The sequence below is a fragment of the Ruminococcus sp. AF17-12 genome (genome assembly GCF_003479245.1).
In the GTDB taxonomy this organism is placed as follows: Bacteria; Bacillota; Clostridia; order Lachnospirales; family Lachnospiraceae; genus Blautia_A; species Blautia_A fusiformis.
The window spans coordinates 1-14,487 of the sequence record NZ_QUGY01000017.1; the positions used below are offsets into that span (position 1 = coordinate 1).

General features: G+C 44.8%; 13 protein-coding genes, 1 other RNA gene and 1 other annotated feature. All 14 genes read right to left on the reverse strand.

The features are described 5' to 3' along the window. Positions 1–480 precede the first annotated feature (480 nt). The gene (locus tag DWW77_RS15440) at positions 481–699 is read right to left on the reverse strand and encodes a leucine-rich repeat domain-containing protein (RefSeq protein WP_250789769.1); all 219 of its coding nucleotides are present in this window, start codon (positions 697–699) and stop codon (positions 481–483) included. Then, complete coding sequence (locus DWW77_RS15445; RefSeq protein ID WP_118609067.1) at positions 693–878, reverse strand: hypothetical protein; 186 nt, start codon at positions 876–878, stop codon at positions 693–695. The genes DWW77_RS15440 and DWW77_RS15445 overlap by 7 nt, the downstream gene beginning before the upstream one ends. Before the next feature lie 40 nt (positions 879–918). Continuing rightward, entirely contained in the window at positions 919–2,013 is a 1,095-nt protein-coding gene (locus tag DWW77_RS15450; protein ID WP_118609068.1) for an OmpA family protein, read from the reverse strand. A 14-nt stretch (positions 2,014–2,027) separates the two neighbouring features. After that, on the reverse strand, positions 2,028–3,689 hold the full coding sequence (locus tag DWW77_RS15455) for an anti-phage protein ZorA-like protein (RefSeq protein WP_118609069.1): 1,662 nt from the start codon (positions 3,687–3,689) through the stop codon (positions 2,028–2,030). A 145-nt stretch (positions 3,690–3,834) separates the two neighbouring features. Continuing rightward, the gene (locus DWW77_RS15460) at positions 3,835–4,047 is read right to left on the reverse strand and encodes a ferrous iron transport protein A (protein ID WP_044962386.1); all 213 of its coding nucleotides are present in this window, start codon (positions 4,045–4,047) and stop codon (positions 3,835–3,837) included. 306 nt (positions 4,048–4,353) lie between these two features. Continuing rightward, complete coding sequence (locus tag DWW77_RS15465; protein ID WP_182431235.1) at positions 4,354–4,962, reverse strand: histidine phosphatase family protein; 609 nt, start codon at positions 4,960–4,962, stop codon at positions 4,354–4,356. Continuing rightward, complete coding sequence (gene pheT, locus DWW77_RS15470) at positions 4,962–7,379, reverse strand: phenylalanine--tRNA ligase subunit beta (RefSeq protein WP_118609071.1); 2,418 nt, start codon at positions 7,377–7,379, stop codon at positions 4,962–4,964. The genes DWW77_RS15465 and pheT overlap by 1 nt, the downstream gene beginning before the upstream one ends. Before the next feature lie 66 nt (positions 7,380–7,445). After that, positions 7,446–8,465 carry a phenylalanine--tRNA ligase subunit alpha gene (gene pheS, locus DWW77_RS15475; protein WP_118515952.1) on the reverse strand — a complete coding sequence of 340 codons (1,020 nt, stop codon included), beginning with the start codon at positions 8,463–8,465 and terminating at the stop codon, positions 7,446–7,448. Positions 8,466–8,560: 95 nt separating this feature from the next. Next, positions 8,561–8,782, reverse strand: a binding site (T-box leader). A gap of 47 nt (positions 8,783–8,829) precedes the next feature. Next, positions 8,830–9,723, reverse strand: a complete 894-nt coding sequence (locus tag DWW77_RS15480; RefSeq protein WP_118609072.1) for a YihY/virulence factor BrkB family protein — start codon at positions 9,721–9,723, stop codon at positions 8,830–8,832. Between the two features lie 24 nt (positions 9,724–9,747). Beyond that, entirely contained in the window at positions 9,748–10,335 is a 588-nt protein-coding gene (locus DWW77_RS15485; RefSeq protein WP_118515947.1) for a GNAT family N-acetyltransferase, read from the reverse strand. A gap of 35 nt (positions 10,336–10,370) precedes the next feature. Then, on the reverse strand, positions 10,371–11,429 hold the full coding sequence (locus tag DWW77_RS15490) for an aldose epimerase family protein (protein WP_118609073.1): 1,059 nt from the start codon (positions 11,427–11,429) through the stop codon (positions 10,371–10,373). Between the two features lie 59 nt (positions 11,430–11,488). Then, positions 11,489–11,666: non-coding RNA, 6S RNA (gene ssrS, locus DWW77_RS15495), on the reverse strand. A gap of 82 nt (positions 11,667–11,748) precedes the next feature. Further along, complete coding sequence (gene thrC / locus DWW77_RS15500; RefSeq protein WP_118609074.1) at positions 11,749–13,239, reverse strand: threonine synthase; 1,491 nt, start codon at positions 13,237–13,239, stop codon at positions 11,749–11,751. Between the two features lie 216 nt (positions 13,240–13,455). Next, a complete protein-coding gene (locus tag DWW77_RS15505; RefSeq protein ID WP_118515945.1) occupies positions 13,456–14,289 on the reverse strand; it encodes a cell wall hydrolase in 834 nt (277 codons plus the stop codon). Positions 14,290–14,487: the final 198 nt, after the last annotated feature.

Genomic DNA, 14,487 nt, shown 5'->3' on the forward strand with positions numbered 1-14,487 from the left:
CCATAAATTTCAATTTTTTTAGATTTTCCTGGAAGTTTATCTTTATAGGACAATTTTTTATTCTTATTTGTAATTTTAGGATTATCTTTATTGTTGTTTATTGTGTTGTTTATCGTGTTGTTTTTTAATAATAAGTCTCTTCGCTGGATGGCGCTATGCCGGTCGCATTTTCAATGCGGGAATATGCAGGGGGAAGGCCATCTCAGAGTTCCGTAGCCCGAAGGCCCTCCCCCTGCACCCCCACCCTCTTGGGCACGGAAGGAGTTCTGCGTTGTTGTGTGTGCTGCGTTGTTGACTTTTGTCTGTATGCTGCGGTACTCAGAATGGAACGTTGTGCCGATCTGGTTTCTGTATTCTTCGGTACTTATAGTGGTACGCTGGGCCGATCTGGTCCCTGTATTCTTCGATATTTATGGTGGTACGCTGAGCCGGGCTGCTGCGGAGGAGGGGTGATTACTACTTGGGCTGCGGGAGATGGCGTTATTGCGGCAGAGCCTGCTGTCTGAGCCGAAGGCGAGTTCTGTACTTGGCGATCTTTGTGATCCCTTTCACAAAGGTGACCGTCGTCAGCCCTGTATCTCCCGCAAAAATTCCCGGATACGCCGAACTCTCACCCACATAACCATGTGTAACCATTGATGCAGGGATATGGATACGGGTAAGACTTGTACATTGCTTAAATGCACCTGCTTCTACCACCACCCCATTATCCAGAATGTGGATGGAAGAAAGGAATGTACAGCCGGAAAAAGCTCCTCTTCCACTGCCTGTTCCACACTCTCTTCTGCTGAAAAATCAGCTGCACTGACCAGCATTCCCGAATCCAGGCTGCCAGCCAGAAGCGTCATTGTCAGCATCAATGCCAGTTTTCTTTTCATACCCAATCCTCCTTAAAAAATATAAAGCAGCCATATTTTATTACTGCTTATTATCCTGATTTTCTTTCTGATTCTTTTCTTTTTTCTGAGCAGTACTGTCGGACTCTGCAGAATCTCCCTGCATGATCTTATTCAGTTCCTGGATCATCTCTTCATCCTTCAAACGGAATTTTACCTCTACACGTCTGGACGCACCCTTATCTACATTTCCATCTGCATCCAGAACCGGATCTGACATGGAATGCCCATTCACTGTCAGACAATCCTTCAGTTCCTGAACCTGTGAATCCTTCAGAAAATCACTCTTAATATCCAAAAGATACTGCGCTACTGCCAGAGACCTCTTCTGTGACAGCTCCAGGTTATAACTGTAATCTCCGTCTGTATCCGTATAACCATCAATAATGATCTCGCCAAGATATTTCTTATAGGAATCATCCAGCAATACCTTACAATATGTCGGCAGTACCATAGACAATGTCATCTTACCGGAATCGGTAAGCTCTGCCTGATCATAATCAAACATAACATTGGCATTCAGCGTCAGCGCACCTGTCTGTGGATCAATATCCACATTGAGGTTCTTTTTTTCAAATTCCTTCTGCAAAGCTTCCACAACCTCCGCTTTCACGCCGATGATCTTGTCGATCTTCTCCTGCTGCTCTTCCAGAAGCTCTGTTTTTTCATCCAGCGCAGACTGCTGCTCTTTCAGTGTATCCTGCTGGCTGGAAAGCTTCTTTTTCTGAGAGGACAGCTTTTTCTGCTGTTCTTTCAGCTTTTCCTGCTGTGCCTCCAGTGTTTCCTGCTGTTTGGCAAGCTTCTCCGCCAGAGAAGACAGTTCTTCATCCTGAGATTTGATCTGCTTGTCCTTGGACTTGATCTGCTCATCCTGGCTCTTTAATGTTCCTGCCTGCTCATCCAGCGCATTCTGTTTTTCAAGAAGCTCTTCTGTATATTTTTCCTGAAGAGCGATTTTTTCATCCCGTTCCTTCAGACTGTCCTGATAGCTCTTCTGTGCCTGAAAAAGTGTCACACACATGATCAGAACAAAAAGCAGCAAAACTCCTGCCATCATATCCGAATAAGAACGCCAGACATTAAACCCATGCTCCTCCGGCTTTCTTTTTTTGCGCATTGACAATTCCTCTCTTATTTAAATAAACCAAAACGGCTTTTCTGTGCTGCCTTCGTTGCCTCACGGATACTGCGCTCGATCTCATCCAGCAGCGCTTCCTGTCTTGCACCCTGTCCTTCCAGAAGATCCTCCAGACCCGTCAGCTTATCCTTAAGTTCCTGGATACCGGCATTGCTTCCATAGCCCCAGGGCTGTCCGGCGATCAGATGGATATCACGGTTATTTTTTGCCGTCTTGATCTCAGAAAGAAGCCTGCGTACCTCATCCAGAACACTGTTGACCATCTTCTGGCTCTCAGTAAATTCTTTCACTCTGGCTTCAAAATCTTCGATCATCTTCTTATCTTCACGAAGAAGCTCCTCACTGATCCTATTGGAATCCGCAACTGCTTTCATCCCTTCTGCAGCACTGTCCACATACTGGCGCATAGATGCATTGCAGTTTTTCCAGAGATCTGCGGATTCTTTTTCATTTTCATGCATATGCCGGGCAAACTTTTCGTAATCCTGTTTCTGCAGCTGCTGGATCATCTGATTATCCCGGATAATACGGTCTGCAGTCTTCATATAACTGCTCTGCATCTCATCGATTTCCTTAATGGCATCCTTCATGGCACGTTCCTGCTTCGTAAAAGTTTCACTCAGCTGACTGCTCATGGTCTTGTACAATTCTGATGTATATTCTGTATTCTCCTTCTGCACCTTCTTAAGTTCTGCCAGAGCATCATTAAAATCTTCAAACTGCATCTGAAAGGAACCATGCATCTCGCTTAAAAACGTATCCAGGATCTCCCGGATCGCATCCTGCTGCCCTTTTGTCACAGACGCGGTAAGAACGTCCAGAGAATCATTCATCTTCTGAAAAGTAGGTGTGATCACTTTCTCAAAGCTATCTGCCATCTGCACAGAAAACTGTTCCGCCATCTGTTTCATGGCTTCTGTCTGTGTCTTCTGGCTGGAAACAAGGAGATTCCAGGACTCATTCTCCGCAGTAGGGAGCACCAGTGCGTGAAAACGATCCAGAAAATCCTGCATCGCCTGGGACATCGCAGAATATCCGCTTTTCATCCCAAATGTGTACACAACAGAAAGTGCAACTCCATAAATGGAAGTCAGAAACGCAACTTTGATGCCATCTACAAGAGCGGATACCGAGCTTGTCATCACTTCATAATCTGTGGGCTGGAAATTCTTAAGTCCCCACACAAGACCGATAAATGTTCCAAGGATACCAAGGCTTGTAAAAATGTCCGGAGCCATCTCAAGGAGTCTCTTGTGGATATGTACATCTACATCCTCAATATTCACAAAATCCTCTACTTCAGCGATCCCTTCTTCCGTTCTGCTGATGCTATCAACAAAATCATCCATCTTTTTGTCGAGATAGCGGTCACCGAAAATCCCTCGCAGCTGCCCAATCTCTTCTTTTCTGGCTCTTCCCGGAAGCTGAAACACTTCTGTGATCTCACCAGCGCCATGCTTCAGTGCTCTTGACAGGTTATCCATCCGATATAAACCTGCAAAAAGCCCCACTGCGTATATGATCAGCATAAGTCCCAGAAATGTAAAATTATAAAGCAACACATTCCCGGAGCCTTTTCCAACATAAGCAGTCAGGGTTGCCGCGACCACTGTTACTGCCAGAAACAGCGCTGTATTCATAAACTTTTTTCCCATAATATGCCTCCCCTGTCTTTATTTTTGAAAAAAGTTACTCTTTTGTTCCCATACTATCATAACATCTTCCCTAAAACAACCAGAAAGGACAATTCCTTCGCCAAAAGAATTGTCCTTTCGTCTTTTTTCTATTTTATACTTTTATTTATACTTTTATACGGCAGGCTGCATCATCGCTGATCAGGATCCTGCGTCCGCAAACACCTACGATCACTCCGCCAAGTATCCTGCTTATGATCTGTACGGTCTTTCCTTCACTGACATCATATTGCCTGATCTGTTCCATAGTCTCCGGCATTCCGGTCATCCACTTGATCGTGTAGCTTTCCCCTGCTTTTGTCTCATTTAATGACTGCATATACTCACCCCATTCCATATATCACATCACTATCAGTAATTATCCTCTATCCGTAGGCGGATATTCGCAATCCGCACTTGGTTAAATGATTTCATATAATCCCAACACAATTCTGCATCTTTATATAATTAGTAAAGTTTAACTTTTATTTTTCTGAATTATTCATTACTTTTATATATTTTATCTCATTTTATCTCATTTTATCTCAATTAGTCAATCATAACCTGTGAAATTCTACCAATAAAAACAAGCAAAAAAAGAAACGCAGAACAGCCATTACAGTTATTCTGCGTTTCTCATTATTTTCTATGCATAAACTCTATCTTCTTCCAGAAGCGTTGTCTTTCCATTCTTTACTTCCACAAGATTAACACAGCAGTTTGGCGGCACGGAGCCTCTCCAGAAATTCTCCGGATCAGGATCTACATTCTGAAGAAGAGCACGGACTGCACATCCATGAGAGGCAACAAGAATTGTTTTATCCGCAAGAGTCGGATCTGATGTTATTTCATCCCAGAAATCCTTTGTCCTGGCGATCACATCAAAAATATCCTCGCCCTTTTCCGGTCGTTTAAAATTTACCGGAGCACGGAAAAAAGTCTCGATCTGCGGATCGATATAATTGCCATCTGCATCTCTTACCTGATCACCCTCCAACACACCAAAATCGATCTCCTGGATCCGCTTATCCGGTATGATCGGAACATCACGTTTCCCCAGAACATATTCTGCTGTCTGTTTTGCCCTTGAGAGCGGACTTGTAAAACAGATATCAAACTTCACATCACGGAGAGCTTCTCCGGTTTTTTCTGCAAGAAGGATCCCTTCCTTCGCAAGAGGTACATCCGCTGCACCCTGAAGCTTTTTTAATTTATTCCACTCAGTCAGGCCATGTCTTACAATGTAGATCAGCATCAGCTTCTCAGCTCGATTCCAAGTCCGTTAAGACCATTCATGATCTTTTTCATTGCTGCGGAGATCTCGTTTTCACCAAGAGTCTTGTCATGGGCACGGAATACCAGAGAATAAGCCATGGATTTGAAACCTTTCTCAATCTGTTCGCCCTCGTAGATATCGAACAGCTGATAACTCTCAAGAATATTTCCGCCTCTCTGATCAAAAATCTCCTCGATCTGTCCTGCGAGAACTGCATGGGGAACTACAAGGCTCAGGTCACGAGTTACAGCCGGATATTTGGCAATTCCTGTATATTTGTGGTTGAAACCAGCAAATTCCAGAACATCCAGAATGTCGATCACTGCGATATATGCTTTTTCTCCGATAGAGTAATTATCTGCAACAGCCGGATGAACCTCACCTAAGTATCCAACTACCTTACCCTCGTAAATCATGTTAGCCTGTCTTCCCGGATGAAGGAATGGTTTTCCGCTGTTTGGATCGTAGGTAACCTTTTTCTTCATTCCGATCTTCTCGAAGAACTCCTCGCATACACCCTTCATATCAAAGAAATCGCCTTTTCCGTACATTCCAAGTGTAAACATGGTACGCTCATCCGGAAGCTCTGTGACCGGAAGGGACTTCGGAAGATAGATATTTCCAAGCTCGTAAAGACGAACATCTTTATTACGTCTGTTATAGTTTGTGGAAAGGGATGCCAGCATACCGTTCAGTGTGCTTGTACGCATGATACTGTAGTCCTCTCCAAGAGGATTGCTGATGGTGATGACTTTACGAAGATCACTGTCCTCAGGAATACAAAGCTTGTCAAATACCTTCGGGCTTTCGAAAGAATAGGACATTCCCTCTGAGAATCCGCAGTATTCTGCGATATCTCTTGCAACCTCCTGGATACGAAGCTTAAATGGCAGCTTACCTGTAGTAGCCTCTCCTGTAGGAAGTGTCATCGGGATCTTATCATAGCCATAGAATCTTGCAACCTCCTCTGCAACATCTGCATTACAGTGGATATCCTGACGGAATGTCGGTGCAACGATCTCGTCTGTTTTTTCATCATAAGCCAGTTCTACACGTCCAAGATAATCGATCATCTCTTCTTTTGTAAGGCTGGTTCCAAGAAGCTTGTTGATCTTCTCAGGCTCAAATTTTACTCTGGATGGCTCTCTTGTCTCGCTGCAGACATCAACCATTCCGCCTACAACCTCACCTGCACCAAGCTCTTCCATCAGCTGGCATGCACGGTCAATTGCAGCCTGTGCATTGTTCGGGTCAAGACCCTTCTCAAATTTACCGGATGCATCTGTACGAAGTCCGATCCTCTTGGAAGAAAGACGGATGCTGGTTCCATCAAAGCACGCCGCCTCAAAAAGAACCGTTTTTACATCGTCTGTGATCATGGAATTCTCTCCACCCATGATACCTGCGATGCCGACAGCCTTCTCACCGTCACAGATCATCAGAACGTTCTCATCCATGATACGCTCCTGGCCATCCAGTGTGACGAATTTCTCATCTTTTCCTGCACGGCGTACAACGATCTCCTTATTTGCGATGGTATCCAGATCATATGCATGCATTGGCTGTCCAAACTCTTCCATTACATAGTTTGTGATATCAACCAGGTTGTTGATCGGGCGGATTCCATTGGAAGCCAGACATCTCTGCATCCACTTCGGGGACGGACCGATCTTGACATTTTTTACAACTCTTGCGCAGTAACGCGGGCAAAGCTCCGGATCCTCTACAGTAACCTTTACATAATCGGAAGCTTTCTCATCATTTTCCTTAACCTCTACAATCGGCGGGCAGAATTTCTTCTGGAAGGTTGCTGCTGCCTCTCTTGCGATTCCAAGAACGCCGTAGCAGTCTACACGGTTGGAAGTAATCTCATACTCAAATACCACATCGTCAAGGCCAAGTGCCTTAACAGCGCTCTCCCCCACAACTGCATCCTCAGGAAAAATATAGATTCCGTATTCCGGTGCTTCCGGATACATTTCTCTGGTACTTCCAAGTTCCTCGATAGAGCACATCATACCAAAGGACTCCACGCCACGGAGTTTGCCTTTTTTGATCTTGATACCTCCGGGAGTCATTTTTCCATCGTGGCCGCCTGCAACACGTCCACCATCAAGAACAACCGGAACCTTATCTCCTTCTTTTACATTTGGAGCGCCTGTTACGATCTGCACACTCTCAGTTCCGATATTTACCTGGCAGATGATCAGCTTATCTGCATCCGGATGTTTCTCGATCTTATCGATCTGACCGATCACGATCTTATCAAGATCTGCATCCAGCTCTGTAAAGCCCTCTACCTTTGTGCCTGTTAAGGTCATGGCATCTGTATATTCCTGTGCCGTTACATCCAGATCCGGCACATATGTTTTAATCCAAGATAATGAAGTATTCATTTTGGTTGTCCCTTCTTTTTTCTATATTTACTGTCAGACGGATACTCATGATCCGTGTTCACTGTTTTAGAACTGTTTCAGGAATCTGCTGTCGTTCTCATAGAGAAGACGCATATCATCGATCTCATATTTCAGAAGTGCGATACGCTCCAGACCTACACCAAAGGCAAATCCTGTATACTCATCCGGATCGATCCCGCACATACGGAGAACATTCGGGTGAACCATACCACAGCCAAGGATTTCGATCCAGCCGGAACCTTTACAGAAACGGCAGCCCTTTCCGCCGCATTTGAAGCAGGAAACATCAACCTCAGCGCTCGGCTCTGTGAACGGGAAATGATGCGGACGGAATTTGGTCTTTGTCTCCGGTCCGAACAGCTCTTTTGCGAACTCCTGAAGGGTTCCCTTAAGATCTGCAAACGTAACATTCTTATCAATAACAAGACCCTCGATCTGATGGAAGGAAGGTGAATGTGTTGCATCTACCTCATCAGAACGGAATACACGGCCAGGTGCGATCATACGGATCGGAAGCTTGCCTTTTTCCATCTCACGTGCCTGCACCGGTGATGTCTGGGAACGGAGCAGAATGGAATCATTGATAAAGAATGTATCCTGCTCATCTCTTGCCGGATGATCCTCCGGAATATTCAGCTTTGTAAAGTTGTAGTCCGCATACTCAATCTCCGGACCTTCCACAACCTCATAGCCCATTCCGATGAAAATACGCTCAACTTCTTCCAGAGCGATAGTATTCGGATGGCGATGACCGATCTTTGCTTTCTTTGCAGGAAGTGTTACGTCAATCACTTCTGCCTTCATTTTTTCCTCACGGACCTTCTCCTCGAAATCCTTTTTGGAGGCTTCCAGAAGTTCTTCGATCTTAGCTCTTGTCTCATTGACAAGCTGCCCAACCTTCGGACGCTCTTCCGGAGCAACATCCTTCATACCTTTTAAGATTGCAGTAAGCTCACCTTTTTTTCCAAGATATGCAACACGCACATCATTCAGCTTATCCAGGCCCTCGGATTCCTCGATCCGTTTTCTGGCATTTTCAGCCAGTTCCTGAAGTCTTTCTTTCATATCCATGGTCTATTTCTCCTTTAATTAAAATGATCAAATGATCCGCCGCCCACCCCGAAGATCCAGATATGGGCAATAAAAAAACCGCCCCTTATAAAAGGGACGGAATATCCGCGGTACCACCCAGTTTCCCATGAAAAGATCACGGGCACCTCTTGTCTGCTTAACGCGCAGCTTACGTCATCTCCTACTGTTACTTCAGAGAGGAAGCTCCGGTGGGAAATTCAAGAACCATCTGAACTCGGGGAAGCTTACAGCCGGTGACTTCCCTTCTCTGTGAGAAAACGATCCTCTATAAACACCTTCACAGCTTTTCTGTCTTTTAATACTATGCCACAAGGTCTGTCTTCTGTCAAGCGCAAAGTCAGGATTCTTTGGTACTGTTTTTTTCATTTTCTTTCTTGGAAAGAAGTGTTTTTACAGATCTCTGGGCCTTTCGGAATTCATTTTCGAAGTAGGCATTAATCTCCGCCCCGTAAAGAAGCAGGTTCATACACACATACAGCCACAGCATTACCATGATCAGCGCAGTCAGACTTCCGTACATATTTCCGAAATCCGGAAAAAATGCAAAATACAGGGAAAATCCGTAGGAAAATATCATCCACGCCACTGCGATCATAAATGCACCCGGAAGCTGGCTTTTAAAGGTTGCCTTTCGGTTTGGAAGTACTTTATAAAGAACCAGAAACACTGCAAACAGCACGGCAAATACAAGCAATGTCCTGGCCCCCATAACCTTGGCCAGCAGCCTCCCAAGAATCGGAATGGTTCTCTGTGCAGCTACCTGGATCCGGTTACCAAGAACCAGAACCAGAAGAGTGACAATGATCGCCAGCACAAACAACAGCATATAAAAAACCGAATAGATTCTGGTCATCAGCCAGTTTCGGGTTTCCTTTACATGATAAATGGTATTTAAACCATTGGTGATCGCCTGCATTCCCTTTCCGGACGCCCAGAGCGCCATCAGCGCAGACAACGGCACGATGGCTGTACTTCTTTTGTATACTTCTACCACAATGCTCAGCACAAAGGTCTGCAGATTTCCGGGCACAAACCCGATGATGGCATCCCTGACAACATTATAGCTTAACGGTGTATAACGGATCAGCGTTGTAAGAAACAGTATAAACGGGATAAAAGACATGATCAGAAAATACGCTGCCTGGGCCGCATATGCACTGACATGATCTCCGTTTGTCCTGCGCACAAATCCCAGCATGAGCTGGATTATATTTTTCTTTTCCTCGTCCATGCTGACCTCCCTCAGGTTTTTTTTTTACCAGGAAAAACGTTCAAATCCGATCTTATCCTGGATTTCCGGAAAAAGCTTTACTTCCGGCTGCAGGCTCTTATGTTCGCCTATCATCTTTTCCATCCATACCATATTATACCAACGGTTAAACTTATAGCCGCATCTGTGGAACTCTCCCACACGCTTATAACCAAAATGTTTATGAAAATCCACACTGGCATTGGTCAGGTATTCATCTTCTTTTAGTGCAACTGCAATGCAGGCATTCAGGTTCAGAATTCCCATCTCTGCAAGAAGACTCTCCAGGGCTCGATAGAGTCTGCCTCCTGCACCGCTGCCCCGCCGGTCATGTCTCACATAAACAGACATCTCTGCGCACCAGCCATAAGCAGCCCTCGGGTGAAACGCCGAACCATAGGCATACCCCAGGATCTCTCCCTTCTCTTCTGCCACAATGTACGGATATTTCACCTTTATATCATGGATTCGCTGCGTAAACTCTTCTATGGAAGGTGTTTCATATTCAAATGTGATCGCAGTTTTTTCTACATAGTAGGAATAAATCTCTAAAAGTGTTGCTGCATCCCTCTCTTCTGCCACACGTATCTGCATTGCCTTCTCGCACCTCTTTTAATTCTGTTTATCTGTTATTTCACAAAGAAACGGTAAACCGTCTCAGAGCTGTACTCTTCACCGGGAAGCAGGATCGGAGAATGGAAATCCTCCACATTGACTGCATTTGGCTCCACCTGTGTCTCCAGGCAGAATCCATAACGTTCATGATAAACATGACCGTTCTTCCCCTTCTCATCCTTAACAAAATTGCCTGCATAGAACTGCACACACGGGCAATCGGAGGAAACCTCCATACCGATACCGGATTCCCTGCAGTATGCAGTCGCAATCGAACGGACATTGCCCTTTGCATAATTATCTGTCACATAGTTATGGTCATAACCGCCTGTAAACTTCAGCTGTTCAAAGTCCGCCTCAATATCTCTGCCGATCGGTTTGGAAACATTGAAATCCATCGGTGTTCCCGCCACCGGTGCATATTCACCAGTAGGAATGGACTGGCTGTCTTTTACCGGAGTAAAATACTTCGCATGAATACATACTTCCTGGTCAAGCACATCTCCGCTGCCTTCTCCGTTCAGATTAAAATAAGAATGGTTGGTCATATTGGCAACGGTAGCTGCATCAGAGCGTCCTCTGTAAAAAATCTTCAGTTCGTTTTCCTCTGTGAATTCATATTTCACAACAATGGAAAATTCTCCCGGAAATCCGTTCTCTCCATCCGGACTGATGCGGAAGAAATCCACGCTGTTCTTCTCCTGGGAAATTTCCTTTACTCCCCACAGCTTTTTCTCAAAGCCATCCGGACCGCTGTGAAGATTGTTATGATTCTCATTCTCTGCAAGAACCACTTCTTTATCATCAATAAAAAATCTGGAATTCTCGATACGGTTTCCGCTTCTTCCTATGATTGCACCGAAAAAGCATCCATTAGTCTCATATCCCCGGATATCGTCATATCCAAGAACCACATCCTTCAGATCTCCGTTCTTATCCGGAACACATATCTTCACCAGGATCGCACCATACTGAAGCACTTCAGCATAGGCACCTTTTTTATTCTCAAGATGATAGATCTTTACTTCTTCCCCTGTAGGAAGTGTCCCAAATTTCCTTTCAGAAACACTCATGTTTTAATTCCTCCCATATATGAAAAAAGAGCCACTAACCGGCTCTATGTCTTTAACCGATTAATCCCGGGATGCCGTTCCCTTATTTTTGACGCCTAGCAGATGCTAGGTGGGTATCCTCAACAGTGTCTTCTGCCTACCACGACGTGAGGTCTGACATCCAACCTGCGATTTTGGATTCCCAAAATGTCAATGTAGGTTCAAAAAGAAAAGGGGGATCGAACATTCCAGGATTCGGTTTTCGTTGTTTTTATTATAAACCAGTATTTGTGCTTTTTCAACAGAAAATACATTTTCTTACTGATTTTATTATCAATTATTATTTGATCTTAAGGATATCCTTTACTGCTGCCGGCATATCCACTGCATCTACCACCCTGTCATGAAGGACCGACGCAGTACGGATTTCTTCAACTGCACGTGGAACAGGTACTCCGGAAAGCGCACTTAATGCGTCTACAAGGCCAAAATCATCCAGATCTTTATGCTCCTCGCCAAGTGCTTCCATAACACTTCTTGTGAATTTATACGGACTTGCAGTAGAAGCGATCACTGTCGGAAGATAATCCGCTGTCTCACTTACATACTTCTTATATACGCCGGCTGCAACCGCTGTATGCGTATCGATCACATAATTGCTGTCTTTGTAGATATCACTGATGGCCTGTGCAGTCTCATCTTCGCTGCAGAAATTGCCATAAAAATCACCAAGCTGTGCTTTCATCTCGTCAGTAATGGTATATTCGCCGCCCTCACTTAAAGATTTCATAAGCTCTGCACACTTTTCAGCATTTTCTCCGGTAAGACGATAGATCAGTCTTTCCAGATTGCTGGAGATCAGGATATCCATGGAAGGAGATGTCGTAAGGATGAAATCTCTCTTTCTGTCATAAGTTCCTGTGCGGAAGAAATCATAAAGAACACGGTTCTCATTCGATGCACAGATCAGCTTGTGGATCGGAAGTCCCATCTGTTTCGCATAGTACGCAGCAAGGATATTTCCGAAGTTTCCGGTAGGAACTACCACATTGATCTCCTGTCCGTCTTTGATCCTGCCGTCACGTACCAGTGATGCGTAGGCATATACATAATACACGATCTGAGGAACAAGACGACCTATGTTGATAGAGTTTGCAGAAGAAAACTGGAAGCCCGCCTGATCCAGCTCTGCTGCCAGCTCGTGATCATTGAACATCTTCTTAACTGCAGTCTGGGCATCATCAAAGTTACCGGTAATACCTACCACATAAGTGTTGGCACCCTTCTGAGTTACCATCTGTTTCTCCTGGATCGGGCTGACACCATGCTTCGGATAAAATACAATGATCTTCGTTCCAGGCACATCTGCAAAGCCTGCCATGGCAGCTTTACCGGTATCTCCTGATGTTGCGGTAAGGATCACGATCTCATTCTTAACATTATTCTTCTTCGCTGCAGTTGTCATCAGATGCGGAAGGATGGAAAGTGCCATATCCTTAAATGCGATGGTCGCGCCATGGAACAGTTCCAGAAAATATGCCCCATCCGCTTCATGAAGAGGTGCAATCTTTTCTGTATCAAATTTACTGTCGTATGCTTTGTTGATACAGTTCTTAAGCTCATCCTCAGTAAAATCTGTAAGGAAACGGCTCATTACCTCATATGCTGTCTCCTGGTAGGTCATCTGTGCCAGCTTGTCCATTGGTACATCCAGCTGTGGAATGCTTTCAGGCACGAACAGTCCGCCGTCCTCAGAAAGGCCCTTAAGTATGGCCATAGACGCTGTAACTGCCTGCTCTTTTCCTCTGGTGCTCTTGTACAATACCTGCATTGGTGTTCCGCCTTTCTATTGTAAGATATTCGTTTTCTTTTCAACGTTATCACATTATAGCATGGAATTATGGAAAATGCCACCACTTTTAAAAAAGAATCTGTCTTGCCCAATCCCACCCTGTGATCAGACAGATATTCACAGCTTTCGGACATAAAGAAACCGCCGGTCTGTTTCTGCCGGCGGTTGGTTCCTTCTGTACTGCATCAGTTCTTCCTATTTATATGTATAAAATTCATGGACCCCATATTTAAAGAGCCTCTTCAGGTCCTTTTCAAACCATTTCACATTGTGTTCCTCTGCTGCGGATTTCTGGATAAAGAACAGTGCACCTTCAGAATAATCAGCACCCTTCAGCGCCTGCTTGACCGCTTCCCTTGTTTCATCAGAAACTGCAACTTCATTGATCCTGCCATCATAGGTCGGTGAAAACTGCGGAACGCCGTCACTGTTATCCCAGACAACCTCTGTCACCGTATTCGGAAAATCTTCGCTTTTTACACGGTTCATGATGACATTGGCCACCAGAACACGGCCCTTGATATCTTCACTTCCTGCTTCTGCCTCCACGATCCTCAGAAGTGTATCATAGTCCTCATCTGACATCAGTGTGGGATTTTCTGCCAGTGTGATCGATCTTGCATCAAGCTCATTTACTTTGTTTTCCATAGAGGAGCTTACATTAAGATCTGCAGCAGTATTGGTCACTCTCTGTACTCTCTGGCCTACGATCACCTGCTCACAGGAGCTTCCGATCCTTGTAACCGTGCTTCCGGATAATGGCGTATCCGTAACTCCTGAAACCACACCTGCGATCCCGGTAGGAACAGCAACCTCTTCATAGGAAGAGCCCTCTCCTCCATCTGAAGCTGCATAAACCCTGCCTCCTTCACTTTCTGCAAATGTCCTTGTCCCCAGAGAAATAACCATCGCCAAAACTGCACATAATGTCAGCACTGCAAAACTGCGCGCGGAATTTCCTCCGGTTTTTCCATTTCTACGTTCATCCTGCACTCCGTCAGCCTCACGTAAATCTTTCTCAACTTTCATAATCTCATTCCTTGCGTTTCATTTTCTGTAACAGCCCATAATCCTCCGATGCGATATCACAACCCCCATTATCATCGCTTCCCGGATATTTACGGATCATTACGATTTCCTTTACATGTTTGTAACATTTTTGTAATGTATGGGAAAATTATATTTAATAATATTGAATATGTCAAGCTTTTTCCCGTATTTAACGCT